General features: G+C 41.6%; 22 protein-coding genes, 1 tRNA gene and 1 pseudogene. 19 read left to right on the top strand and 5 right to left on the bottom strand.

Annotation, left to right across the window (positions count from 1 at the left end; genetic code table 11):
* Nucleotides 1-21: 21 nt before the first annotated feature.
* On the bottom strand, nt 22-363 hold the full coding sequence (locus NSQ17_RS16470) for a MazG-like family protein (RefSeq protein ID WP_017368102.1): 342 nt from the start codon (nt 361-363) through the stop codon (nt 22-24).
* Between the two features lie 136 nt (nt 364-499).
* Here NSQ17_RS16470 and NSQ17_RS16465 point away from each other — a divergent pair, with 136 nt between their 5' ends.
* Nucleotides 500-1078 carry a TIGR00730 family Rossman fold protein gene (locus NSQ17_RS16465; protein WP_024719873.1) on the top strand — a complete coding sequence of 193 codons (579 nt, stop codon included), beginning with the start codon at nt 500-502 and terminating at the stop codon, nt 1076-1078.
* A 55-nt stretch (nt 1079-1133) separates the two neighbouring features.
* Here the strand turns inward: NSQ17_RS16465 and clpP are convergent, their stop codons facing one another.
* The gene (gene clpP, locus NSQ17_RS16460; RefSeq protein ID WP_024719872.1) at nt 1134-1730 is read right to left on the bottom strand and encodes an ATP-dependent Clp endopeptidase proteolytic subunit ClpP; all 597 of its coding nucleotides are present in this window, start codon (nt 1728-1730) and stop codon (nt 1134-1136) included.
* Between the two features lie 253 nt (nt 1731-1983).
* On the opposite strand from clpP, the gene NSQ17_RS16455 reads away from it, so the two are divergent.
* Together NSQ17_RS16455 and NSQ17_RS16450 are read left to right on the top strand one after the other, a co-directional pair.
* A tRNA-Arg gene (locus NSQ17_RS16455) sits at nt 1984-2059 on the top strand.
* A gap of 173 nt (nt 2060-2232) precedes the next feature.
* Nucleotides 2233-2369: pseudogene (locus NSQ17_RS16450) on the top strand (IS3 family transposase); the annotation flags it as partial.
* A gap of 117 nt (nt 2370-2486) precedes the next feature.
* On the opposite strand, the gene NSQ17_RS16445 reads toward NSQ17_RS16450, so the two are convergent.
* Entirely contained in the window at nt 2487-4193 is a 1707-nt protein-coding gene (locus NSQ17_RS16445) for a heparinase II/III family protein (RefSeq protein WP_342467606.1), read from the bottom strand.
* 345 nt (nt 4194-4538) lie between these two features.
* On the opposite strand from NSQ17_RS16445, the gene NSQ17_RS16440 reads away from it, so the two are divergent.
* The 3 genes from NSQ17_RS16440 (at nt 4539) to abc-f (ending at nt 8719) form a co-directional block, all read left to right on the top strand.
* On the top strand, nt 4539-5429 hold the full coding sequence (locus NSQ17_RS16440; protein ID WP_342468112.1) for an ABC transporter substrate-binding protein: 891 nt from the start codon (nt 4539-4541) through the stop codon (nt 5427-5429).
* Between the two features lie 167 nt (nt 5430-5596).
* Nucleotides 5597-6763: a macrolide family glycosyltransferase gene (locus tag NSQ17_RS16435; protein ID WP_342467605.1), complete on the top strand. Its 1167-nt coding sequence runs from the start codon at nt 5597-5599 to the stop codon at nt 6761-6763.
* A 396-nt stretch (nt 6764-7159) separates the two neighbouring features.
* On the top strand, nt 7160-8719 hold the full coding sequence (gene abc-f / locus NSQ17_RS16430; RefSeq protein WP_335364857.1) for an ABC-F type ribosomal protection protein: 1560 nt from the start codon (nt 7160-7162) through the stop codon (nt 8717-8719).
* A gap of 16 nt (nt 8720-8735) precedes the next feature.
* Here the strand turns inward: abc-f and NSQ17_RS16425 are convergent, their stop codons facing one another.
* A complete protein-coding gene (locus NSQ17_RS16425) occupies nt 8736-10145 on the bottom strand; it encodes a polysaccharide deacetylase family protein (RefSeq protein ID WP_342467604.1) in 1410 nt (469 codons plus the stop codon).
* A 334-nt stretch (nt 10146-10479) separates the two neighbouring features.
* Between NSQ17_RS16425 and NSQ17_RS16420 the strand changes: the two genes are divergently transcribed.
* From NSQ17_RS16420 to NSQ17_RS16405, 4 genes are all read left to right on the top strand, one after another.
* Nucleotides 10480-11508, top strand: a complete 1029-nt coding sequence (locus NSQ17_RS16420; RefSeq protein ID WP_025208011.1) for an iron ABC transporter permease — start codon at nt 10480-10482, stop codon at nt 11506-11508.
* Nucleotides 11505-12506 carry an iron ABC transporter permease gene (locus NSQ17_RS16415; protein WP_025208010.1) on the top strand — a complete coding sequence of 334 codons (1002 nt, stop codon included), beginning with the start codon at nt 11505-11507 and terminating at the stop codon, nt 12504-12506. Before NSQ17_RS16420 ends, NSQ17_RS16415 begins: the two co-directional genes overlap by 4 nt.
* Nucleotides 12507-12522: 16 nt before the next feature.
* A complete protein-coding gene (locus NSQ17_RS16410; protein WP_007500130.1) occupies nt 12523-13419 on the top strand; it encodes an iron-hydroxamate ABC transporter substrate-binding protein in 897 nt (298 codons plus the stop codon).
* A 145-nt stretch (nt 13420-13564) separates the two neighbouring features.
* Nucleotides 13565-13789 (top strand): phage holin, encoded by a 225-nt coding sequence (locus tag NSQ17_RS16405; RefSeq protein WP_008347764.1) that lies wholly within the window; start codon nt 13565-13567, stop codon nt 13787-13789.
* A 259-nt stretch (nt 13790-14048) separates the two neighbouring features.
* On the opposite strand, the gene NSQ17_RS16400 is transcribed toward NSQ17_RS16405, so the two are convergent.
* Nucleotides 14049-14519 (bottom strand): helix-turn-helix domain-containing protein, encoded by a 471-nt coding sequence (locus NSQ17_RS16400; protein ID WP_007500131.1) that lies wholly within the window; start codon nt 14517-14519, stop codon nt 14049-14051.
* 257 nt (nt 14520-14776) lie between these two features.
* Between NSQ17_RS16400 and NSQ17_RS16395 the strand changes: the two genes are divergently transcribed.
* The 9 genes from NSQ17_RS16395 (at nt 14777) to NSQ17_RS16355 (ending at nt 24493) form a co-directional block, all read left to right on the top strand.
* Nucleotides 14777-15508, top strand: coding sequence for a Wzz/FepE/Etk N-terminal domain-containing protein (locus tag NSQ17_RS16395; protein ID WP_024719858.1), 732 nt, complete (start codon nt 14777-14779; stop codon nt 15506-15508).
* The gene (locus tag NSQ17_RS16390) at nt 15498-16181 is read left to right on the top strand and encodes a CpsD/CapB family tyrosine-protein kinase (RefSeq protein WP_008347761.1); all 684 of its coding nucleotides are present in this window, start codon (nt 15498-15500) and stop codon (nt 16179-16181) included. Before NSQ17_RS16395 ends, NSQ17_RS16390 begins: the two co-directional genes overlap by 11 nt.
* A gap of 165 nt (nt 16182-16346) precedes the next feature.
* The gene (locus tag NSQ17_RS16385) at nt 16347-18221 is read left to right on the top strand and encodes a nucleoside-diphosphate sugar epimerase/dehydratase (protein WP_061420221.1); all 1875 of its coding nucleotides are present in this window, start codon (nt 16347-16349) and stop codon (nt 18219-18221) included.
* Nucleotides 18187-19326 carry a glycosyltransferase family 4 protein gene (locus tag NSQ17_RS16380; RefSeq protein WP_144666109.1) on the top strand — a complete coding sequence of 380 codons (1140 nt, stop codon included), beginning with the start codon at nt 18187-18189 and terminating at the stop codon, nt 19324-19326. Before NSQ17_RS16385 ends, NSQ17_RS16380 begins: the two co-directional genes overlap by 35 nt.
* A 2-nt stretch (nt 19327-19328) precedes the next feature.
* On the top strand, nt 19329-20168 hold the full coding sequence (locus NSQ17_RS16375; protein WP_144666106.1) for a glycosyltransferase: 840 nt from the start codon (nt 19329-19331) through the stop codon (nt 20166-20168).
* Nucleotides 20161-21291 carry a glycosyltransferase family 1 protein gene (locus tag NSQ17_RS16370; protein ID WP_217967813.1) on the top strand — a complete coding sequence of 377 codons (1131 nt, stop codon included), beginning with the start codon at nt 20161-20163 and terminating at the stop codon, nt 21289-21291. The genes NSQ17_RS16375 and NSQ17_RS16370 overlap by 8 nt, the downstream gene beginning before the upstream one ends.
* 14 nt (nt 21292-21305) lie before the next feature.
* Nucleotides 21306-22409 carry an EpsG family protein gene (locus tag NSQ17_RS16365; RefSeq protein ID WP_024719852.1) on the top strand — a complete coding sequence of 368 codons (1104 nt, stop codon included), beginning with the start codon at nt 21306-21308 and terminating at the stop codon, nt 22407-22409.
* Nucleotides 22410-22436: 27 nt separating this feature from the next.
* Complete coding sequence (locus NSQ17_RS16360; RefSeq protein ID WP_096881878.1) at nt 22437-23465, top strand: glycosyltransferase; 1029 nt, start codon at nt 22437-22439, stop codon at nt 23463-23465.
* Nucleotides 23465-24493 carry a polysaccharide pyruvyl transferase family protein gene (locus tag NSQ17_RS16355; protein ID WP_160757987.1) on the top strand — a complete coding sequence of 343 codons (1029 nt, stop codon included), beginning with the start codon at nt 23465-23467 and terminating at the stop codon, nt 24491-24493. The genes NSQ17_RS16360 and NSQ17_RS16355 overlap by 1 nt, the downstream gene beginning before the upstream one ends.
* The last annotated feature ends 28 nt before the right edge of the window (nt 24494-24521 follow it).

Raw genomic sequence — 24521 nt, 5'->3', positions numbered from 1 at the left:
AAAAAGCACGTGACATGTCGGTCACGTGCTTTTTACCTGCTCTTTTTCACTAGAAAACCGTTGTGTGAGTTTCTGTTGATGGGAAGAGAAGACCTCTTCTACTGTTACATCATAGAGATCAGCTAGAACCAGTAGATTTCCTAAGACATCTCCCATTTCTTCAATAAGGTCCTTTCTTAACGCGGCGTCCTCCTGTGTTTTCTCATCAGGTCGATCGCGTCCAATTTCGACCGCCCTGACTGCACGAGCGAGTTCTCCTGTTTCTTCCATCAGGAAACCTAACCTGATAAACGGCCCGTATTCTGTCCAATTTCTCATTTTGTAGAAATCTTTGATCCATTTTTCCATTTCAGTTGTTTGCATTCTCTTTATACAGCTCCTTATATGGTGTTCACCTTCTGATTTTACACTATATATAGATGGAGCGGCTGTTTCTTTACAATGAATTATAGTAGAATGAGTGGGTGAAGAAATCATAGAGAGAGATGGAGCTGTTTTGATGAAAACGATTTGTGTGTTTGCTGGTTCGAATCCAGGTGTGAATGACATCTACAAACAAAAAGCTGTCGAGCTAGGAGCTTATATGGCAGAGCAAGGAATCCGTCTTGTATACGGCGGCTCACGAATTGGCTTAATGGGCGCTATAGCGGATGAGGTGTTAAAAAACGGCGGGCAAGTGATCGGAGTCATGCCAAAAGGGCTTTTTAGAGGAGAGGTTGTGCATCAAGAGCTCACTGAACTCATTGAAGTCAAAGGAATGCATGAACGAAAAGCGAAAATGAGCGAGCTGGCCGATGGGTTTATTGCCATGCCAGGTGGTTTTGGTACATATGAAGAATTATTTGAGGTGCTATGCTGGGCGCAAATTGGCATCCATCAAAAGCCAATCGGATTGTATCAAGTGAATCAGTATTTCAAACCGCTCCTCGACATGGTGACGTTCAGTGTACAGGAAGGTTTTTCGAATGAATCACACCTTCAATTGCTGCATGCCTCTGGAGAACCGGAAGAATTGATTTCACAGATGGCTTCCTATCAAACACCGTCTCTTCAGCAGAAATGGACGGAGCTGTCTTAAAACAGATGCATAACAAAAAACCGCCTGTTCAAAGAGCAGACGGTTTGTTTTGTGATTATTTTTGTTCTTCTGAATTACGGGTCAAGACTTTGTCAATGAGTCCGTATTGAAGTGCTTCTTCCGCTGTTTTGAAGTTGTCACGATCTGTATCGCGCTCAATGACTTCAATTGGCTGACCAGTACGTTCAGCAAGTACTTGGTTCAGTTTATCGCGTAAAGAAAGGATTCGTTTTGCCGCAATTTCAATTTCTGTTGCTTGACCTTGCGCACCACCTAGTGGTTGGTGAATCATCACTTCACTATTTGGAAGGGCATAACGCTTACCTTTTTCACCAGCAGCAAGCAGGAACGCACCCATAGATGCAGCCATACCAATACAAATAGTTGATACCTTTGGTTTAATAAATTGCATCGTATCGTAAATGGCCATACCAGCTGTGATCGAACCGCCAGGGCTGTTAATGTAGATAGAGATATCTTTTTCTGGATCCTCGGCTTCTAAGAAGAGAAGCTGTGATACGATGGAGTTGGCAACATTGTCATCGATCGCAGAACCAAGCATGATAATACGGTCTTTTAAAAGACGAGAATAAATGTCGTAAGCTCTTTCCCCACGATTTGTTTGCTCAATGACTGTAGGTATTAAATTCATAATGTTCCTCCTTCACCTTTTAGGTAAGTATGTAATTCAATGATACATTTTTGGTCAATAAAGGTCAAACAAAATGCTGACCTAAAATCAAATACCCCTATCCATTTTCCCCAAAACTCTTCCACTTCAAACCATCATATGAGTATATGTATGGGAATGAAGAAAATGCATCGACAGGGATAGCGATTAATCATTGCTTTCTTGCAGCATTTCCCTTATAATTTGATATGCTGACGTTCAAAAAACATATCGTGCGCTCGTAGCTCAGTTGGATAGAGCGGTGGTTTCCGGTACCACGTCTGCCGGGGGTTCGAATCCCTCCGAGCGCGTTATTTAACAATGTTGAAGAAGTTGCTTACTTTATTCTTAAAGTGGATTTTGTATCTTATGAAAACCTTTCGATAATAATGAATCTGACTCCATAAAGTGAGACAAATAAAAAACACCTTTAAGTTGAAAATCGGGTATAGCATACCTGAAAACAAGTTGGAGGTGTTTTTGTATGGGAAAAAGAGTTAGTTACCCGATTAGTATAAAAGAAGAGGTCATTCAAATGAGATTAGCGGGAATCCCTACAAAAAAATCATGGACAAGCTAGGAGTTAAGAATAGGACACAAGTAAAAACGTGGATAAGATGGTAAAGTCCCTAATATCGAGGAGTTGTGATGATAACTGCAATATTCCTCCGATATGTTAAAGTATAGAATTAAATAAGAAGAAGAATAACGAAGTACCTTCTTCTTACTTAATGACCTTTAAATTGTAATAACGATCTTTTCGTTATTCTTATCTGTTATTAAATAGACCATTTTATCATCTTCAGATTTTCTTGTAGAGAAGTATTTAATACCGATATCTAAATTTGTATTCAAGATAGTTCTGTATTCTAAATCGATCCCTTTATTTGAAAATTGAATTTGAGTAATTGGATATTTTTTGTTGAAGACTGATGATTGCCATCCTTCAATGGGATCAGTGTGACCTTCATATCTTTTAAACTCTGTAACATGATTAAGTTGAAGTAGCTCTATAGTTCTCCCATTCAATGTGCTTTCAAGCAATACTTTCTTTTTTGTTTCTACGGTAGTTTTTACATTCTTATCAATATTGAATATCTGACTATAGGTTCGAAGTTTATTACTAGTTAATTCATCAAAAATAATTATGGATTCCAACCTTTTTAGATAAATGAGAGTTCTTTTTACTTTTACTCCTGCATAAAGTGAGTGAATACCGGTAACGAAACTGTAGTCTTCATGGAGGCCATAATTCTGTATTTTAGAATTTCCAACTTGTTCATCTGAAATTTCATATGATTTTCTATTCACTGTGATGGTATTATGTGCCTTGGAGCTTCTAAAGTACTTGCGATAACTATCTTTTTCTTGATAATTATATTTCCCAGAATCTACAAAAAAATCAGTCTCTCCAATCGAAAGTAGAAAAGATAGATCATCGGCATGTTTATGAGTTCTGGAATGAAAACCAGCTAAAAATTTCAAATAAAGCTGATCATTGTTATAATCCCAATTATTTCTAAAAATAGAAATTCCAGCATCCATATATACTTTATCTATATCAGGTTGTTTTCCAGTACGACCTTTGGTACGAGTGTATAGTAAGGTTGGATTCGTTATATTGTCTGTTGATAAATATGTAATGCCATCTGGCCCGGAATCGCCTGTCATTGGTATTTTTCCATCAGGTTTAACTACGTAAGCTAAATAATCTTCCATTTTGTATATCAAAAAAGATAGTTCAGAAACTTCTTTTTTGTGGTACTTTAAAAATTCATTGATACTTTTAAAAAGATTCATTACAACGATGTGATATGCTGCACTATGCTCAAGATGGACACCACTAGGAGCAACATCTTTTTTGGCATGTTGCATAAACCTATTAATTGCTTTACTATACCATCTATTCGAGTTAGATAAATGAGGGAAAACTAAAGATAGTTCAATTAAAGAACGATCTTGGAAAATACCATGATTATTAATAAATGTGTGGTTCTTATCATCTTCAAGGTAGTCACCATGCTTAATTAAAGTTTTTGTAATAATTTCAGCAAAGGATTCGTCGAAAATTGACGAATTTTTATAGTTTGTCCAAAAATGTATGATGTTAACAATTCTATTAGCGACACTGTGGTCTTTCCATGCAAATTTGCTTACTTGTTCTTCTTTTGAGGGGTTTGTTAATATCCAACTGTTAATGATCTCTTTTGACTTTTCTAAATACTTTAATTCAGGATTTATTTCATAAGCATGCATTAAATATGCTACAATATCCAAACTATGTAGATAGAAACACCATGTGATATCATTGTAGGGGTTTTCTTTCCATGTAATATCATCGACTTTAACAGTAGGCCATGCAGAATGGACATATAGATGATTATCTACTATTTTATCAGCATTAGTGATTGTATTTTTGTTCGGTTTACTTCTTTTGAAAATCATTTTTAGTCACCTTCCTTTAAAGACTAGCTCTAATTATACAGTAAATAAGGGGAGATATATCAAAATTTTCAAGATATTGAGCATAATATTTCTGAAAATGTTATATGTAAGATGAAAGTCATATTCAATAATCCTGAGATACTACAAAAATGTTGTTGATATAGATGCGATATTATTTATGATTATTGTATAAAGTCGAATAAAAACTTGGTTGCGATCTAATTAACTTAATGCATGATGAAAACACTCCATATGAAGTGTTTTTTTATTTATCATCTAAACCACACTGCTTATGTTATAATTAATAATCATTCTCAATTAAAGGTGGTTTCGTAAGTGAAAAAAATGATTTGGCTTATGAGTCTGCTGGCAGTATTGTTGGTGGCTTGCGGGCAGAAAGACAATAAAGAACAAGAATCAAATACTCGTACATATACAATTGAAACGGGTGAAAAGATCACCATTCCAGACAAACCGAAACGAATTGTTGTGTTAACAGCACAGCTTGGAAATTTTAAAAAGTTAGGTGTGACACCTGTTGGCATGACAGATGTTTATCCTAAATCATCCTTTTTAGATGAAACAGGTGTGAAGAGGGTGCCGATAGAAAATGTGGAGGCAATCGCCAAACTGAAACCTGATCTCATTATTGCGTATTCACAAAATGATCAAGTTGAAAAATATAAAAAGATCGCAAAAACAATCACTTTCACAACAAGTGAGCATAGCTTTAAAGAGATGCATATTGAAATCGGAAAGATTCTTGGAAAAGAATCGTTAGCCAAAAAACAAATACAAGAAATGGACGAGCAGCTGAAAAAAGACGGCAAAGAGGTCAAAGCAAAAATTGGTGAAGACAAGACGTTCTCCATTATGGATGTGCAGCCTAAGCAGGTGTACTTATTTGGTACAGACTTTGGTCGTGGAGGAGAGGTTATCTATCAAGGGTATGGATTCAGTTTGCCTGAAAAAGCAGAGAAAGCTCTACCAAAAGAAGGGTATCTCGGTATTTCATTAGAAGAGATGAATGAGTATACAGGTGACTATTTACTTGTACCAACAAAGGATGGAAAAGCACCGAATTCTGATATCACAGGTAGCGGTGTATGGAAGAAGAATAAAGCAGTGAAACAAGGACATGTTTTATCCTATTCAATCAAAGAATTTATCTATGCTGATCCAATCTCAATTGAAAAACAGTCTGCTGCGTTTAAACAAATGCTGCTCAAAAATTAATAGAAAAAAGACAAAGCACTTAAAAAGGAGGCTTTGTCTTTTTTTCTGCTATCCTCTTAAAATACTAGCCCTAAGACTCATTTATCCCCTTTTCAGGCGTATTTGTTGAGCCTGATCACTGTATAAGATTAACATGGAAGGGAATTGACAATAAGGAGAGGATTCTTGTGGCGAAGGTTTTAATGATTACGTTCCCAGCTGAAGGACATGTGAACCCAATGTTAGGGATGATTAGAGCATTTGTTGATCGAGGTGATGAAGTGCATGTGGTCACAACTGAACATTATCAAAAACGGATCAAACGCTTAGGCGCTCACATACATATACATCCAGATTATATTCGGACATTAAGCGTGGAAGAAGACGATTTGGAGTCCATGCAGCCATTTTTTCATGCCATGCTACAAACGTCATTAGACATTTTAGAAGTGGTGGAAACTCTTTCTCAACAGCATTCATTTGATTTGGTCTATTTTGATATGTTTGGAGCAGGTGAGCTTGTGCGGGATTACTTACAGATTCCAGGCATCGGTTCGAATCCTTCTTTTGTGCTGCAGGAGGCGCATTTTGATACACCTCTATACAGAAAAGATGAGAAGGCGGCTCATCTGTTAGAAGAAATACATGAACGTTTTGGCGTTCAGCCAAAGCATTTGATGCAATTCATGAAAAACCGCGGCGAACTGAATATGGTGTATACAAGTGAATATTTTCAGCCGTCTGTTGATGCATTGGATGATTCGTTTGTTTTCATTGGACCGAGTTTTCTAAAACGTGCTGACCAGCACGTTTTCCCATTAGAAGCGCTTGAGCGGGAGAAGGTTGTCTTTATTTCAATGGGAACGGTTCTTGGAGATACTGAAGCATTCTTTAATATGTGTATTGATGCCTTTGCCGACTTTGATGGAAAAGTGATTCTCGCAACTGGTGAAAAAATCGACATGTCTCTCCTAAAAGAAGCGCCATCTCATTTTCTCATCGAGCCTTATGTGCCACAGCTTGAAGTCCTTGAACTGACAGATGTGTTTGTGACCCACGGCGGGATGAACAGTGTCAATGAAGGTATTCATTATCATGTTCCAATGGTTGTCATCCCGGTTGACAAAGATCAGCCGATGGTGGCAAAAAGACTGACGGATCTCTCTGCTGCTCGTGCACTCGATAAAGACCAGCTGACAGCAAGGCAGTTGAGAGATACTGTAGAGAGTGTACTCGGAAGTGACACATACCGTGCTGGGATTGAAAAGATTGAAGAAAGTTTCCAAACAGCAGGTGGAACAGAAAAAGCATTACGTGTCATTGATCAGTTTATGCAAGCGAAACAGATGCAATAGGTAAGGTGTTTACCCAAGTTGGCCAGCCTGTCTTAATAGGAAACCCACTTGACAAAAAATAACCAATCTTTTATCGTATACGTAATAAACGACGGAAGGGTGACCCAATGCAATGAAGTACTAATCCTATGACCTGTAAGCAAAATGAAAGAACGAAGGCAGTGAGCAAACGATATGTGTTGCTATGTTTGCTGCGTTTTCATTTTTTAGCTTCGGAATAGGATGGTACAGCTTGGGAATCAAAGATTGAAGTGATGGATACGGGGGATATGTGTGCTCATTTGTTGAACCGCATGTCATTCTGTATCGATACGCTTATTTTTGTACACCATTTTGCCTCCTATTCTGAGAATGGGAGGCTTTTTCATGTCTCCTGATACGAAAGGAGAGGGTTGGATGTTACTGAGAGCCCACCAATTAAAAGTATTTCGAAAGGATCGTTTGTTATTTGATATAGAGGAGCTTGCCATTCATCAAGGGGACCGAATCGGCCTTGTAGGGACAAATGGCAGTGGGAAAACGACATTGCTCCATGTACTAGCGGGTAGGGAAAAACCAGACAGCGGCACATTTGCACACACTACAACTTGTACGCTGCTTCCTCAACTAAAGACAGGAGATGGCAGACAAAGTGGTGGAGAGATGACACAAGCTTATATTGAAAGAGCTTTAAGCCGGCCTTCTGCCCTTTTATTAGCCGATGAACCCACGACTCATTTAGATACGGAGCATATTGAGTGGCTAGAAGAAAAGCTTCGTCATCATCAAGGTGCTCTGATTGTCGTCTCGCATGACCGTGCTTTTTTAGATGCGTTATGTACAGACATTTGGGAATTGAAAGATGGGAAGCTCAAACTATACAAAGGCAACTACAGCGATTTTGCCCGGCAAAAAGAACTCGAACATCGCCAGCACGTGGAGGCGTACGAGGTGTATACCCAAAAGAAAAAACAGTTAGAACATGCACTGCAAAAGAAAATGAAAAAAGCCGACAAAGCGACAAAGCCATCTCCAAAGCTGAAATCCTCGGGGCCTAAAATTGCAAAGCCTTATTATGCAAACAAGCAAAAAAAGCTTCAAAAAACAGCCAAATCTATTGAAACAAGAATGGAGAAATTAGAAAAGGTGGAGAAGGTAAAGGAAGTCCAGCCTCTTCAAATGACGCAGCACACCATGAAGGAAGTGGCAAGCCGCTCCATTTTTCGTGTCGAACATGTAGATGGCATGGCAGGAGATAAAGTCCTTTGGAAAAAGGCGAATGTTGAAGTGAGAGGCGGAGACAAAGTCGCGATCATTGGGAAGAATGGGAGCGGTAAAACGACATTTCTCCGAATGCTTGTAAACGGACATCCCGGGATTTTTCGTTCAGAAGCCGTGAAGATTGGCTATTTCAGCCAAGATCTTTCAGGACTGAATCTAGATGAATCGATCTTACAAAATGCACTGGAACAGGCGATTCAAGATGAGACGATCGTTCGCACCGTTTTAGCGAGACTTGGGTTTCGGGGAGACGATGTGTATAAGCTGACGAACGTATTAAGCGGCGGGGAACGAGTGAAGACGATGCTTGCAAAGTTGCTCGTCAGTGATGCCAATGTTCTGATGCTTGATGAACCGACGAACTTTTTAGACCTTGCGGCAGTAGAAGCGCTTGAAGGACTTTTAAAAGATTACCCGGGCACAGTTGTGTTTGTCTCCCACGACAGGAGGCTCATTGAGCAGGTGGCTACTCGTATTCTTCATGTGCACGAGGGTACCATTGAACGCTTTGATGGCACCTATGAAGAATATAAACAAAAGGAAGAAAAGCCAGCTGCTACAAAGAAAGAAGAAGAGCTCCTGCTGATTGATATGCAGCTGTCTGAAGTGCTCAGTCGTTTAAGCATCGAGCCTTCTCATGAGCTTGAAGAGACGTTTCAAGCATTGTTAAAAAGAAAGAAGTTGTTAGAGTCATAAAAAAAAGCCCCTGTGTTTACTGCACAGGGGTCTGTTCGTTTCGTTCTTTTTTCAATTGTTCAAGTTCGCTGACTGTGACAAGCTGGTAGCCTTGTTTGGTGAGTTCATGTATGATCTTCACTGCTGCTCGAGCAGAGCTGTCATAAATATCGTGCATGAGTACGGTTTTGCCATCTGCTGCATGTGAGAGAACATGGCTTGTGATCTGTTGGCTGTTGCGAATTTTCCAGTCTTCAGGATCGACATCCCACAATGAAACGTTCATGCCCACCGCTTGATTGATGTCTGGATTTGTTCCTCCATATGGCGGTCTAAAGTGCGTAGGAGTATAACCGCTGGCCTTTTCAATCAGCTTCTGCGTGTCTTTTACTTGTTTGACCGCTTCTTTTAGAGGGAGTCTCGTTAATAAAGGATGGTTATATGAATGGTTTCCGATCTCATTTCCGCCCTTTAAAATGTCGGCAAGCATTCCAGGATAATACTGAACCCTGCTTCCTAATACGAAAAAGGTGGCGTGTCCTTTATTTTCCTTCAGCGCTGCTAAAATGGTTGACGTTGTGGCTGGGTTTGGACCATCATCAAATGTGAGTGCGATGGCTTTTTTATTCGGATCAAGCTTTGGCTTTTGCGGCAGCTTGACGGCTTTTCTTTTTGGATTCGGTTCTTTGATTTCATTCTGATTTTTGGTCTTGTTCATATATTCAGGCTTCAAGATATCTTTTAGCAACGTCTTTTTGATCGCCAGCGTTTGCGGACCTAAGTCCTTTGCGGCTACTTGAGAAGCTGGGAAATAGAACTCTATATATTTCTCTTTTAAGGCGAATTGACTGAAGTTTTGATCAGTAGGGGCTGTTCCTTTTTGAAGGAGTGATAGATCCTTAGACAAGGTTTTATCTTTTTTAAGCTCCGTGTATGTAATATAGGATAATTTTTTCAAATAGTCCTTTTTTGGTTGAAATAAATCTTTTGTGTCAAGAAAGTCTTTTTTCTGAAAATCGAAATTGATTGTGACGTGATGAGTGGTCCCATTTTGCTGACCTGTATATGTATAGGTCGTAAAATAAATGGCCGCAGATTGTTTTGCATAGTGCACCATGTCATAGTCAATATTCAGTTCAAACCGTTTGTTTTCATCAATGTCCTTTGCTTCACTAAATGTCTTTTTGAAATGCTCTAATGCTGAATTCGCATAGCTTTGAATCTTGTCATCTAGCTTTTTTTGATGAAAAAGTGGATAGTTCACCGCATATCTCATAAACTTCCCGTCATTTACAAGAGTAACAATTTCAACATTTTTATAATTCGTATCCTGCTTCACATTTTTCTTCTCTGTACCGCTTGCTTGCTGATTTTGAAAGAATGCAACTGTTCCAATGACGATGGCAAGCGCAAATAGGATGATACTCCATTTTCCCTTTACTGACACAACTTTCAATTCTCCTCTCATGACGGGTCATTCTTTATTCCTTTGACATCTGTTTGTAATATTTTTATAACAATTGACTTACTTTTGTAATTTTAGGGGATTTTCATGCGGAATGTCAACTATTTTCCTATTAAAATACTGTAAAAATTGATAGGTCTTTCAGAACGAGAAAAAGCAGAAGGAAAGAATTCTCTTATTTGCCGTCTACCAATACCTTCAATAATTAAAAAAATGAGCCGTACATTGATTTTTCAGAGGCTGACAGCTATAATTTTGATGATTATGATTCTCATTTTCAAACTGACTTTTAATGAAGAAAAGGATGACACCGATTTTGCCGGATAAGCGAACATCTCAACAAAAACGATCATCACCTATTTTGTTCTTTTTATTGTTTTTTCTCGCTGTCATTGGTTTATTGGCGGCTATGTTTTTGGCTGTTTCATACGGTGCAAAGTCATTGTCTTTGCAAACGGTCTGGACAGCTGTGTTTGACTATCAGTCTCATGTGACAGAGCAGCAGATCATTCATGAATTAAGGCTTCCTCGTGTGTTAGGAGCTGCGCTTGTTGGAGCGGCGTTTGCTGTGGCAGGTGCGCTGATGCAAGGCATTACAAGAAATCCGCTGGCAGATGCGGGGATATTAGGCATTAACGGCGGTGCGATGTTTGTAGTCGCTCTCTGTTTTGCTTTTTTTCCAGGAATGCCTTATTCGGCATTGATGTTATTTTCTTTTTTTGGTGCCGTTCTCAGTACACTGCTGATTTTTGCCATTGGGGCGGCTGGCGGCGTGCTGACTCCACTTCGGCTCACTGTAGCTGGAGCTGTTGTTGCCGCATTGCTGCATGCGCTAAGCTCAGGTATCGCCATTTACTTTGATCTCAGTCAGGATCTGGCTTTTTGGTATGCAGGGGGTGTGGCAGGTGTCAAATGGCCGCAGCTGATGATCCTTGCTCCAGTCATTCTCATTGTCATCGTTTGGGCGATGTTATTAGGACGATCCCTCTCGTTATTATCACTTGGTGAAGATGTAGCTGCGAATTTAGGGGTGAAAACCCGGCAAGTGCGAATACTAGGTATGGCAGCTGCGGTTCTGCTGGCAGGCGTTTCTGTATCGGCGGTTGGGTCTATTGGGTTTGTCGGGCTTGTCATTCCGCATATTGCACGAAAGCTGGTTGGGGTCAATTATCGTTTCGTCATTCCGATGTCAGCGATTTTAGGCGCAATGCTTCTCGTCTTCGCTGATCTTGCCAGCCGGACAGTAAATCCGCCAAGAGAGCTTGCCATTGGCGTCATGGTGGCACTTGTTGGTGTTCCTTTCTTCTTATATATTGCCAGAAAAGAAGGGAGGAACCTGTCATGAAAGAGAAACGGCGTGCTCTTGTCGTGACAGCCGTTTTGCTTTGTCTGAGTGCGGCTGTCGTGCTGTATAGTTTAAATACCGGCACGCTGAAACTCAGTCCTCTCGTTGTCGTCAAAACGTTATTTGGCTTTGGAGATTTCCAAAGTGAGACGGTGCTGTTTGATTATCGTCTGCCTCGAATCGTCGTGACGATACTAGCTGGAATAGGTCTAGGCATCGCAGGTGGCATTTTGCAGAGTTTATCCCGCAATCCACTTGCCGATCCTGGGATTATTGGTCTGAATGCAGGAGCCGCATTCGGCTTAATCATCTTTGTGACGTATTTTCACGTACTAGAAGGAAATCCATCTTTACTCATTCCGCTCTTTACGTTTGGTGGAGGTCTGCTTGCGGCGGCAGTCATCGTTCTTCTTGCGTACGACAGGCATGAAGGGCTTGTGCCTATCCGGCTGATCCTTGTTGGAATTGCCGTAGCTGCGGGGTTTAGTGCATTGACGTTATATTTGTCATTGAAACTGGATGAAGATACATACACCTTCGCTTCAAGGTGGCTTGTGGGAAATGTATGGGGAAGAGACTGGATTCATGTGCTTGCGCTCCTACCTTGGATCGTATGTCTTGTCCCGCTTACGCTCATGCAGTCCAGCACACTCAATGCGTTAACATTAGGTGATGCCGTCGCCTCAAGTGTCGGAGTACGTGTAGAGCGCAAACGACTTTTTCTTCTCACCTTAGCTGTTGGTCTAGCAAGTGCAAGTGTATCGATGACAGGCGGAATTGGTTTTATTGGCCTTGTTGCACCTCATTTGGCGAGGCGTCTTGTCGGCTCACTGCACCAATATTTTTTACCAGTGAGCGCTTTGCTTGGATTGTTGATTTTGGTCAGTGCTGATACACTCGGACGTTCCATATTTGCCCCAAATGCCATCCCAGCGGGTGTGGTTGTGGCTTTTATCGGAGCACCTTATTTTCTCTATTTACTAACAAAAACAAAATAAGAAAGAGGAACTCATCATGAAAAAAGTACTTGTGTTTGGTTTAACGCTCTGTTTTTTGATTCTGGCCGCTTGTGGTCAACAGGAAACAAAGAAGACAACAAATCAAGATGAAAACGGAACACCTAAGATTGCGTCCTTGTCGATTCATTTAACAAATGACTTATTAGCACTCGGGATAAAACCTGCTGGCTCTGTTGTAGGGGGAGACTTAAAAGATTTCCTTCCACATGCGAAAAAGCAGCTTAGCCAAACGAAAAAGCTGGGCATCGCAGCAGATCCTGATATGGAGTCATTGCTTGCTTTAAAACCAGATGTCATTTACGTCGATGAAGAACTGGCTGGACAAGACTTATCAAAATACAAGAAAATCGCCAAAACCGAAGTGTTTAATTTAAATGATGGCACATGGCGTGATCATTTGAAAAAAATCGGCAAGCTCGTCAATAAAGAAAAAGAAGCCGATCAATATATTAAGGACTACAATCAAGAAGCAAAAGAAGTCAAATCACTCATCCAGAAAAAGATTGGAAATGGAAAAGTGATGGCGATTCGTGTAACAGCAAAAGAGCTTCGAGTATTTAGTATGAAACGTCCGATGGGGCCAATTTTATACGATGATTTAGGACTGACACCTGTAGATGGTGTGAAAAAACTGGACAGCAAACGTCCATTTGAAGTCATTTCTCAAGAAGTGCTTCCTGACTTTGATGCAGATGCTATTTTTGTCGTCGTGAACCGTGATGATAAGGCGCAACAGGCATTCAAACAGTTAGAGCAGACGCCGATTTGGAAAGGCCTAAAAGCCGTGAAGAAAAACCAAGTGTATCCGATTGCCGATCAGCCATGGTTAGATTATTCAGCTCTAGGCAACAAAATGGCAATGGATGAAGCAAAAAAGATGTTCTCTAAATAAACAGCACATAAATCAAGGCATCATTCCGCATCTAGGAATGATGTCTCTTTTTTTGATTCGTTCTTCTATTCATTCGCTTTTTGCATACATATGAGAGGGAACGAGCAGTATCGCCCGTATGAAAGGATAAGGGGAGGGGTTACAGTTGAAGGTTCAAAAAATTAGTGCAGGCACTATTGCGAGGCTTGTGCTGCTTTTATTGGCACTTGTGAACAGCGCTCTCACTGCTGCAGGAAAAAGCCCAATTCCAATTGATGAAGAAGGTGTGCAGCAATTCATTACGTTAGCCTTTCTTGGCATCACATCACTATGGGCCTATTGGAAGAACAATGATATTACGAAAAAAGCACGAACCAAAAAAGAAGAATAACAGAAAACAGAGCCTTCTAATGCAAAAAGGCTCTCAGCATGTAGACAAACCCTCGCATTCGGTGTCAGTCCTGCGCGCTGGTGCTCGTCCTTACTAGACTGCAAAGGTTTTCTATCACGCTGAAAAGAAGACAAAGGGCTAAAATAAGTTCATTTTAGCCCTTTGTCCATAAACTGAAAAGAGCCTTTTCATATAAAAAGGCTCTATTTCATCGAAGCGACAAGCGCCTCTCCCCGCAAATTGGTTTGATCTCAGTGGCTTACGCCCGGTGTTCTCCCATATTGGTAAGAAACGCTTTCACTTCCTCGATGGTTAAGCCAATGGCCTTTGCTTCACTCATGAGACGCTTCCATTCTGACATATTTGAGTCGGTCAGCTTTCTATGATGGACATGTAACGTCTTTCCTTCCTGCTCCTTTCTGTAGGTTTGGAGCAGCTGATACAGTTCTTCTTTAGGCATGCCGGATTGGACGGCATGAACGATATGATCCCGCCACTCCTGTTCACCGCCCTCAGCGTAATGAAACATCATCGTTTCTGCATCAAACAACTCTTGTAAATCAATGTCTAGTGATGAGGATACCTTTTTTAAAAACTGGACAGATGGATTACGATGGACACCACGCTCAATTTTACTCAAATACGATTTAGAGACATGGGCATCTTCAGCCAGCTGCTGGATTGAGTATCCTTTCCTCTTTCGGTAAATGCGTATCACCTTTCCTATCATTCGATATATGATCTCCCTTCTCCCCGGCGAATCGTTCTGCGACCTTTTCGTTCATTATAAGAAATAAATTGTTCTTTATAAAATTCAAAAACGTAAGAAACAGGAAGTAAACAAAAGAAAACGAACGATTTCGTTCTTTAAAAAGAACTATAAGACCTATTATGACATTTTTCTTTGCGGGTATTATCTTTTATAATCCAATCATTAACAAAAAGAAACCATATATAACCTTTTTATGATGAAATCGGGAGGTATCTATGAATGAGAATATAGGTTTTAAGCAGCTGTTTTCTGTCATAAAAGAGAAAATGGCCCTTCTGATCCTGATTGTCCTGATCGTAACGGGCATTTCAGCCTACTATCAGTTCTATGTCTCGACTCCTGTATATCAGGCAACCACTCAAATTCTTGTTCATAAACGAAGCAGTGATGCACAAGCGAATTTAAACGATATTCAGATGAACCTTCAATATACACGTACCTTTCAAGTCCTATTAAAAAGTCCAATCGTTATTGAAAAAGTAAAAGAAACACTCAATCTTACAGAATCGGCGGAAGGATTAAAACACAAAATTGCCACAAGTACAGAAAATGAGTCAGAGGTCATAAATATTTCTGTACAAGATGAGGACCGAGCGAAGGCAGTAGCCATTGCGAATACAGCCACAGAGGTGCTGCAAGAAGAAATCAAAAAAACCATGAATATGGATCGCATTAATGTTTTGTCTGAAGCCAAGCTGTCCAACACGATACTGATGAACTCACGTAAATTCGTTCACATCGTTCTGGCACTAGGCGCCTCTGTATTAGGGGGAATGACACTCATTTTCTTAATGAATTTACTCGATGATACGGTGAAACGAACACATCAAATAAGAGAAGAGATCGGATTGCCATCGCTCGGCAGTGTCTATCAGATGCAGGCAGACAGGAGGGCAAAAAAAGACAAGCAGTCCGTCATAACGGGAGGACAGAACATTGATTTTTAAGAGGAAAAAACGAGAAAAAAGAGATTTATCCTGTATTTCTGTATTAAATCCTCACTCTGTCATTGCGGAACAATTCCGAACGATCCGAACGAACATCGAATTCACGTCGATTCAAACGAGGCTGAAGTCGATATTGGTCACATCCTCCTTGCCGAAGGAAGGAAAATCATTTACGGCTGCAAACTTGGCAGCTGTTTTTGCACAGCAGAAAAAACGGGTTTTGCTCATGGATGCTGATTTACGTAAACCAGCCATTCATGAATATTTTGATCTGAGTCCGCACACCGGATTGACCAATGTGCTATTAAATAATTGCAGTTTGGAAGAAGCCATTTTGCCTACACCGATTGAGCATTTAGAGCTGCTTCCGAGTGGGACCATTCCGCCGAATCCCGCTGAGCTGCTTTCCTCCTCTGTGATGAAGCAGCTATTTTACGAGATTGAGCAGCAGTATGACATGGTGATTGTTGATTCCACACCGCTTCTGCCTGTAGCCGATGCCAAAATATTAGCGAACCGGACGGATGGAAGCATTCTTGTGGTTTTAAGCGGTAAAACGAAGATTGCCGCTGTGAAGAAATCAAAAGAAGTATTAGAGGGTACGACAGGGAAACTGCTTGGGGCGATGCTAAATGGCAAGAAAGTGAAAAAGGGAAGGCACTATATGTATTAAAGAGATTGATAGGTGATGTCTCCTAATCTTTAACAACGGAGGCACTCGATCCTGCTGTGGGCATGACATATGCCTTAGATGCTCGTCATCGGTAGTGGGATGTGAGGACGGGTTTGATGCCCATTTTACGTAAGAATAGTGATGTTTTAAAAAGGGGGAGGAGCGTTGACTTACGCCCAAAGATTATCAATCATCGTGGCACTAGATTCATATCTCATCTTAGTTGCCGTCTTTTTTGGCTTTCAATTTGTCCAAGAGGCGGCGTTAACCGTATATACATTTGAAATGCTCGTCATTTCTTCGCTCAGTCTGCTGATCGGGCACCATTTGTTTTCGTATGTTTTTCACGTGTACAAGCAAGTATGGGCCTATACAGGGGTTAGAGAGCTATTTTCTTTAATGAAGACCTTTGCGTGTTCATTTTTATTTTCCATGACGATGCTGTACATTTTTGTGCAGACATGGCCATTTCGCTTTTTATTTATTGTCTGGCTTTTCCATGTGTTATTCATCGGTGCATCACGTATGGCATCCAGGCTGTTTCATGATGGTGCCAAGCGGTTTCAAGTTGAAAAGGAGCGGGCACTAATCATTGGCGCTGGGTCAGCCGGGACCATTATCGTTCGTCAGCTTCAGCAGTCGAGTGATGTACATATTGAGCCGGTCGCTTTCATTGATGATGACAAAACAAAGCATAAGCTTGAAATTATGGGGCTGCCTGTTCTTGGGGGAAAAGAACATATTCAAACGGCTGTTGCGATGATGGATATTCAAAAAATCATTATCGCTATTCCATCCAAAAGCAGTCACACATTAAAAGGACTATATAAGGAATGTGTAGCGACTGGAATCAAAACACAGATTATGCCGGAAATGGAACAGATTTTAAAAGGAACCCATGCGCTGAATCAATTGCGGGATGTACAGCCAGAGGATTTGCTTGGAAGAGAGCCGATTCAATTAGATACAAGCCGTCTATCCGTTCACCTAAAAGGAAAAACGATTATGGTGACAGGAGCTGGCGGGTCTATCGGGTCAGAAATCTGTCGTCAAATTTGTGTATTTTCCCCTCGGGCGATTGTGCTTGTGGGACATGGAGAATTTAGCATTCATTCTATTTTACTAGAGCTGAAAGAATTGTATGGAGACAGCATTAGCCTATATCCACAAATTGCGGATATTCAAGATAAACAAAAAATGAGTGAAATCGTTGGTCATTTTCAGCCGGATATGATTTATCATGCCGCCGCGCATAAACATGTCCCGCTCATGGAAATCAGCCCGAAAGAAGCGGTGAAAAACAATATTATCGGAACAAAAAATGTGGCAGAAGCTGCACATGAGCACGGAGTTGAAACATTTGTCCTCATCTCATCTGACAAAGCGGTCAACCCTGCCAATGTGATGGGAGCGACAAAGCGGTTTGCTGAAATGGTGATTATGCAAATGGGGGCAAGCAGTGAAACGAAATTTGTCGCCGTCCGGTTTGGGAATGTACTCGGAAGCAGGGGGAGCGTCATTCCGATCTTTAAAAAACAAATTGAAAAAGGCGGGCCAGTGACTGTCACGCACCCAGCCATGACAAGATATTTTATGACGATACCAGAAGCATCAAGGCTTGTTATTCAAGCTGGTGCACTAGCAGAAGGAAGGCAGATTTTTGTTTTAGACATGGGGGAGCCAGTCAAAATTGTCGACCTCGCAGAAAACCTCATTCACCTCTCAGGCTACACCACAGACCAGATTCCAATCACATTTACGGGGATTCGTCCCGGAGAGAAAATGTACGAGGAGCTACTCAACCAGCATGAAAAAGCACAGGAGCAAATTTTCCCGAAAATCCATATTGGGCATGCCTTGGATGGAGATCCGTATGTGCTGAACCGCTTTATTCACGAATTTAATATGATGAGTGACGATCAATTAAGACAGGCCTTGTTTGCCGCCATTGAGTCGCATGATGTATTGCCTGAACCGATGCAACGAGAGGAGGAGCCACTTGCTAATGAAGAAAAAAGTCTTGTTTTGCGCAACGGTTGATTATCATTTTAAGGCGTTCCATCTCCCGTATTTCAGATGGTTTCAGGAACAAGGATGGGAAGTGCATACAGCGGCAAATGGCCAGCTGGAGCTACCGTATGTGGATCAAGCGCATTCCATTCCGATTCAGCGTTCCCCTTTTCATTTGCACAACCGGCTTGCTTATGTGGAGCTAAAAAAGCTGTTAGAAAAAGAACATTATCAGTTCATCCATTGTCACACACCGATGGGGAGTGTCATTGGCAGGCTAGCGGCCAAAGGGACGCGCAAAAAAGGGACGAAAGTTCTTTACACAGCGCATGGGTTTCACTTTTGGAAGGGGGCACCGCTTCAAAATTGGCTGCTTTATTATCCAGTTGAGAGATGGCTCGTTCAATATACGGATGCACTCATCACCATTAATGGAGAAGACTATGAAAGAGCCGATCGTCTGTCAAAAGAGAAGGCGGCTGTGCATTATGTTCCCGGTATGGGTGTCGATATGAAGCGATTTGCACCAGTTGATGACAAAGAAAAAGACCGCCTTCGTAAAGCATATGGTTTTACCACGCAAGATTTTATCGTGCTGTGTGCTGGTGAATTAAATGACAATAAAAATCAAGGAATGCTCATCAAAGCTTGCGCGCAGGTGTATCGGAATATACCACATGTGAAAATTGTATTTGCTGGAGAAGGGACAAGTCGGTCGTCCTATGAAAAGCTGGTCTGTCAGCTGAATCTTGAGGAACATGTACAGTTTGCGGGATTTTGCAAACACATCGAAGATTGGATGCATATGAGCGATGTATGTGTATCAACCAGCTTGAGAGAAGGACTTGGGATGAATCTTCTTGAAGCGATGTCTGCTGAAAAGCCGGTGATTGCAACAGAAAATAGAGGACATTGTGAGCTTGTCAAACATGGAGTGAACGGCTTTTTAATCAAACCGAATGATGTGAATGGTTTAGCCGTTTATTTACAACAGCTCTACCATAAAAAGGACCAGCTTCACCTAATGGGGAAAGCGGGACGTTCTATGGCTCACGCATTTGCACAGGAGCAGACGGTAAGTGCAATGGAGGAAATTTACACAACGTATATGGACCAAAAAGAGAAGGTGATGTGAGCATGCGTCAGCCGAAAGTATCGATTATCATGGGTGTTTACAATTGCCAAGAGACAGTAGAAGAAAGCATTGAATCGATTCTTCGTCAAACCTATGAAAACTGGGAGCTCATCATATGTGATGATGCATCAACAGATGGCACCTATGAAAAAGTGCTGCACTATACCATGCGTGATCCAGATAGAATTCGCCTCATTCAAAACGAACACAATCAAAGACTTGCCGCCAGTTTAAATCGTTGTCTCACTGAAGCGAATGGAGAACTGATTGCAAGACAGGATGGCGACGATATATCAGTGTCTACACGATTAGAAAAACAGGTTCATTTCCTCGAAGCACATCCAGAATATGATGTGGTTGGGACGGCGATGACGGTGTTTGATGAGTCAGGGACGAAGGGCGTTCGAGCACTTGTCTCAGAGCCTGATCGAAGGGTGCTAGCAAGAGGAACGCCTTTTTGTCATGGGACGATTATGATGAGAGCGTCTGCCTACAAGGCTTTAAATGGCTATCGTTCTGTAAAAACAACCAGACGGATGGAAGATATCGATCTTTGGATTCGTTTTTTTGCTACGGGGAGAAAAGGCTTTAATCTGCAAGAGCCCTTATACCTTGTAAGGGAGGATGAAGCGGCCTTTCAGCGCCGGAAATTCCGATATTCAATGGACAATGCCTGGCTTGTGTTAAAAGCATGCAAGCAATTAAAATTGTCGCCGTTTGATTATCTCTTTGCGCTTAAGCCTGTCATCCGTGCCTGTATGTCACCAAAGATCATGAGGTTTTATCATCAGCGGAAACTTGGAGGATCTATGGTGAAAAGGAGGACGATTCGGGATGAGTGAGCCAAAGCGTGTACTTCATGTTGTGGGCGGAATGAACAGAGGCGGTGCAGAAACGATGATCATGAATATCTATCGTGCAATCGACCGGAATGTTCTTCAATTTGATTTCATTACCCACCGGGAGGATGTCTGTGATTACGATGAGGAAATTCGTCAGCTTGGCGGGCGGATTTTTTATGTCCCGAGTATTGGAGCGTCCTCTCCATGGACGTTTGTCAAAACGTTGACGAAGACGATTAAGCAAACGGGACCTTATCAGGCGGTGCATGCACATACAGATTTTCAAACGGGCTTTTCTGCCCTTGCTGCGAAACTGGCAGGTGTGAAGATACGCATTTGCCATTCACATAATACGGCTTGGAAACAGACTCCTAGCCGGGTTGATCATTTGATGCTCAAAGGATTTCGTCAGCTGATCTTTGCCTTTTCTACGCAGCTCGTTGCATGCGGTGAAGATGCCGGTGTCTTTTTATTTGGACAAAAAAGAATGCACGATGGACGAGTGAACATTTTACCAAATGGGATTGATTTGGACCTTTTTTTTCAGTTGGAGCCAGAAGCGAAGGTGAAGATGAAAAAAGACCTCCATCTTTACGAGAGAAAACTGATCATTGGACATATTGGCCGATTTCATGAGCAGAAAAACCATGTTTTTTTCATCGAATTAGCGCAGACACTGAAAAAACAAGGGGTCTCCTTTCAGCTAGTTCTCATAGGAGATGGGCCGCTCCGGCCAGTGGTTGAATCGTATGCAGTGAAAGCAGGATTAATGGAAGACATTGTGTTTACGGGCGTTGTCTCAGAGGTTCCGCAGTATATGAAAGCATTTGATGTGTTTGTGATGCCGTCTTTGTTTGAAGGTCTTCCTCTCGTATTAGTGGAAGCGCAGGCATCTGGACTCCCATGTGTGATTTCAGATCATATCACAAAGGAAGTCGATTTAGGTTGTGGGCTTGTGAAACGGAAATCCTTGCAAGATTCAGCACATGAGTGGATGAAAGCCATACTAGAAGCCTACCATGCAGACCCTCCTCTTCAGGAGACGATTATTTCTCAGCTTGGCCTTAGAGGATTTGATGTAAAACAGAACATCACCCGTGTGATGAATGTGTATGGATTGTAAGGAAGGATTGGCAGATGGCGGTTTATTTGGTGAACATGATCATGGTCTATTTATGGTCGAGCTTTGCTGCATTTTATGGCAGACGTGATGATACCATACAAAGCGGCTGGCGGCCGAACAAGCTTCTGGTGTTTTTTCCATTTTTATTTCTTTGTATTGTGGCGGGCATACGCTACAAAGTAGGAACTGATTTTGTAACCTATGGACAAATGTATGAGTTCTCCGTCAACTATGACAAGCCTTGGCATATTTTCGGATTCGGTGTAGACAAGGCCGCCACTGATCCGGGCTTTACATTGATCTTATGGATGCTCAATCAACTATCACATGAGCCGCAAATCATGTATATCACAGTTGGGATCATCACCTATTTTTTTATTATCAAAACACTTGTGCGATATGGACGGCCATTTGAGCTTAGTATGCTGCTATTTCTCGGTACATTTCATTATTACGCTTCGTTTAATGGCATGCGGCAGTATATGGTGGCAGCGATTCTTTTTTATGCCATCCAGTTTGTCATCAAAGGTCAGTGGAAATGGTATTTTCCGCTCGTGCTTGTATGCGCGCTATTTCATTCCTCGGCACTCATTATGATTCCAGTCTATTTCATCGTCAGAACAAAGGCATGGTCTTGGATGATGCTTGTGTTATGTATGATTTTTCTAGGCTTAACCGCTCTGTATGACCGCTTTGTCTCCGTGTTTGTGGTGATGCTGCAAGGGAGTTCTTATGGTCATTACGAGGAGTGGCTGACAACGAATACGAATGGAATGAATGTGACGAAAATTGGTGTCTTGATTTTGCCGTTATTGCTTGCGTTCTTTTGTCGAAAACGACTTCGTGAGCTGACGCCAGAGAGTGATTATATTGTGAATTTTTGCTTGCTTGGATTTTTGTTTGGCATCCTTGCAACGAAGGATGTCATTTATGCAAGATTTCATATTTACTTTGGTCTGTATCAGCTCATTTTACTGCCTTATTTCACACGGATTTTTGATCAGCGAACCAATTTCTTTATGTATATCGGAATTGCGGTTTGCTATATTTTGTACAGCATCATGCTGATGCCGTTTGATTCTTCTGTTTTACCATACCGAACGATTTTTACAAAGTAGATTTGAAGAAAGGTGGAGCTTGCTGTCATGCCAGCTATCAGTCTATTGGTCGCAGTCTATAACACTAGTCAATATGTGGAGCAGTGTCTTCAATCGATTGCAGACCAAAGCTTTTCAGATATAGAGGTCATCCTCATTAACGATGGATCTACCGATCACAGTGGAGACATCCTTGAAGCGTTTGCTGCGCGTGATGAGCGATTTCGGGTGATTCACCAAACCAATCAAGGGCTGGGAGCGGTGAGGAACAGGGGCATAGAAGAAGCAACAGGAACGTATCTTGCCTTTGTTGATTCAGACGATGTTCTCGCTCCTCAATACTGTGAGGCTTTATATCAAAAAGCCGAAAACACCGGTGCTGATCTTGTTGTCAGTGAATATTGGATTCAATTTGAACAGTCAAAACGGATCATACCGACGACGCTGTTAGCTCAACAGGAAGCCGATAAGACAAGTTTAATAGAATCGTTATTACATGGTGAGATCACGGGATTCTCATGGAATAAGCTCTATCGGCGGGCGTTTATCGAAAAGCATCATATCCGTTTTCCGTTGAGAGGTGAGCTTGAGAATATTGAAGATCAATATGTCACGCTGCGCTGTTTTTCTTTATCACGTGTCATTGCCTTTGTTCATGAGCCGCTTTATTATTACCGGGTTCATTTGTCATCCATTGTCCAGCGATATCAAAAGCAGTATTTTCAGCATGGACTGGCGTTTTATGACGCGCAGCGTTTGTTTTTAAAAGAGCATGATGAGCTGACACCATATGAGAAGGCTTTTTATTTTTTTATCGTGAATCATACGCTGCATTGTATGCTCAATGAATGGAAGAGCCAAAATTCCCTTTCCTTTCAAAAAAAGCTTGGTCATATGCGTGAAATGGTGACACATGAAGCTTTTCAGAAGGCTGTGAAACAAGTGGAATCATCGAAGCTGACTGTGCGAAAGCGAATGATCTTATTCCTTGCTAGGATGCAGTGGGTGTATCCGCTCTCTGCCGCAGCTTCAAGCTATCAAAAATGGATTGAATATCAAACGAGAAAATCGGGGTGATGAGTGTGACATTGCAGCAATTAAAAGCACATGCCGCAGAGTGGCTGCTCTTAAAGGTCAAGTATCCACTTCAATATAGGTTGAGCCGCCAAAGACTGCCAGAGCTGCGTCATCAGAAAAAAATCATTCTCACGCTGCTACCGGCACATGACAACTTAGGTGATCACGCGATTGCCTATGCCAGCTGCTGTTTTCTACAAAAGCACTTTCCAGACTATCAAATCATAGAAGTAGACATGCAGGAGATGTATCGTCTAGCACGTCCGCTGAAGCACGCGCGGCACCCAGAGGACATTGTCTGTATTATCGGCGGGGGCAACATGGGCGATTTATATCGATATGAAGAATGGACAAGACAATTTATCATGAACGCCTTTAAGTCCTATCCTGTTATTCAGCTACCCGCTACTGCTCATTTTACAGAAACAAAGAGAGGGAGAAGAGAAGAACGCCGCGCTATTCAAGCATATCAGCAACACCCGAGGCTTCTCTTGATGGCAAGAGATCAAACCACCTATCAATGGATGAAGCAGCATTTTCCTAATAAAGAGGTGTGGAAACAGCCTGATATGGTCCTGACATTAGACGAAACATCAAAGAGTCAAACCCGTAAAGGAGTGCTGTTTTGTCTGCGTGAGGATAAGGAGGCGTATCTCACGAAAGAGAAACGAGAACAACTGCAGGAGCATATCAAAGAAACGTATGATCAAGTTGGTTTTATCACAACGACCATTGGTAAGCGAGTGAATCGAACGACTCGTTTAGAGGAATTATCCACGCTATGGACGCAGTTGAGACAGGCACAAGTCGTCGTGACGGATCGACTGCATGGCATGATCTTTTGTGCGATCACACATACACCGTGTGTTGTCATCAGGTCGTTTGATCATAAAGTCATGGAAGGATATGAATGGGTAGCGCACTTGCCGTTTATGACCCTTTTGAAGGAACCAACGGAGGAAGCGGTGAAAAAGGCCATTCATCAGCATATGAAAACAAGCGGACAAAAGGGAGAGGAAGTTGGATGAAGGCCCTTAAACACTGCGTGAAATCACC

Source organism: Bacillus sp. FSL W8-0629, assembly GCF_038593225.1.
Classification (GTDB): domain Bacteria; phylum Bacillota; class Bacilli; order Bacillales; family Bacillaceae; genus Bacillus; species Bacillus altitudinis.
This window is presented reverse-complemented; position numbering and strand designations above follow the sequence as displayed.

Bases quoted from the DNA above. Each gene is read 5' to 3' on its own strand.
- abc-f (WP_335364857.1), top strand. From the start codon at position 7,160: ATGTTACTGAGAGCCCACCAATTAAAAGTATTTCGAAAGGATCGTTTG.
- NSQ17_RS16395 (WP_024719858.1), top strand. From the start codon at position 14,777: ATGAATGAGAATATAGGTTTTAAGCAGCTGTTTTCTGTCATAAAAGAG.
- NSQ17_RS16410 (WP_007500130.1), top strand. From the start codon at position 12,523: ATGAAAAAAGTACTTGTGTTTGGTTTAACGCTCTGTTTTTTGATTCTG.
- NSQ17_RS16470 (WP_017368102.1), bottom strand. From the start codon at position 363: ATGCAAACAACTGAAATGGAAAAATGGATCAAAGATTTCTACAAAATG.
- NSQ17_RS16380 (WP_144666109.1), top strand. From the start codon at position 18,187: ATGAAGAAAAAAGTCTTGTTTTGCGCAACGGTTGATTATCATTTTAAG.
- NSQ17_RS16370 (WP_217967813.1), top strand. From the start codon at position 20,161: ATGAGTGAGCCAAAGCGTGTACTTCATGTTGTGGGCGGAATGAACAGA.
- NSQ17_RS16400 (WP_007500131.1), bottom strand. From the start codon at position 14,519: ATGATAGGAAAGGTGATACGCATTTACCGAAAGAGGAAAGGATACTCA.
- NSQ17_RS16375 (WP_144666106.1), top strand. From the start codon at position 19,329: ATGCGTCAGCCGAAAGTATCGATTATCATGGGTGTTTACAATTGCCAA.
- NSQ17_RS16415 (WP_025208010.1), top strand. From the start codon at position 11,505: ATGAAAGAGAAACGGCGTGCTCTTGTCGTGACAGCCGTTTTGCTTTGT.
- NSQ17_RS16465 (WP_024719873.1), top strand. From the start codon at position 500: ATGAAAACGATTTGTGTGTTTGCTGGTTCGAATCCAGGTGTGAATGAC.
- NSQ17_RS16365 (WP_024719852.1), top strand. From the start codon at position 21,306: ATGGCGGTTTATTTGGTGAACATGATCATGGTCTATTTATGGTCGAGC.
- NSQ17_RS16440 (WP_342468112.1), top strand. From the start codon at position 4,539: ATGATTTGGCTTATGAGTCTGCTGGCAGTATTGTTGGTGGCTTGCGGG.
- NSQ17_RS16445 (WP_342467606.1), bottom strand. From the start codon at position 4,193: ATGATTTTCAAAAGAAGTAAACCGAACAAAAATACAATCACTAATGCT.
- NSQ17_RS16355 (WP_160757987.1), top strand. From the start codon at position 23,465: ATGAGTGTGACATTGCAGCAATTAAAAGCACATGCCGCAGAGTGGCTG.
- clpP (WP_024719872.1), bottom strand. From the start codon at position 1,730: ATGAATTTAATACCTACAGTCATTGAGCAAACAAATCGTGGGGAAAGA.
- NSQ17_RS16360 (WP_096881878.1), top strand. From the start codon at position 22,437: ATGCCAGCTATCAGTCTATTGGTCGCAGTCTATAACACTAGTCAATAT.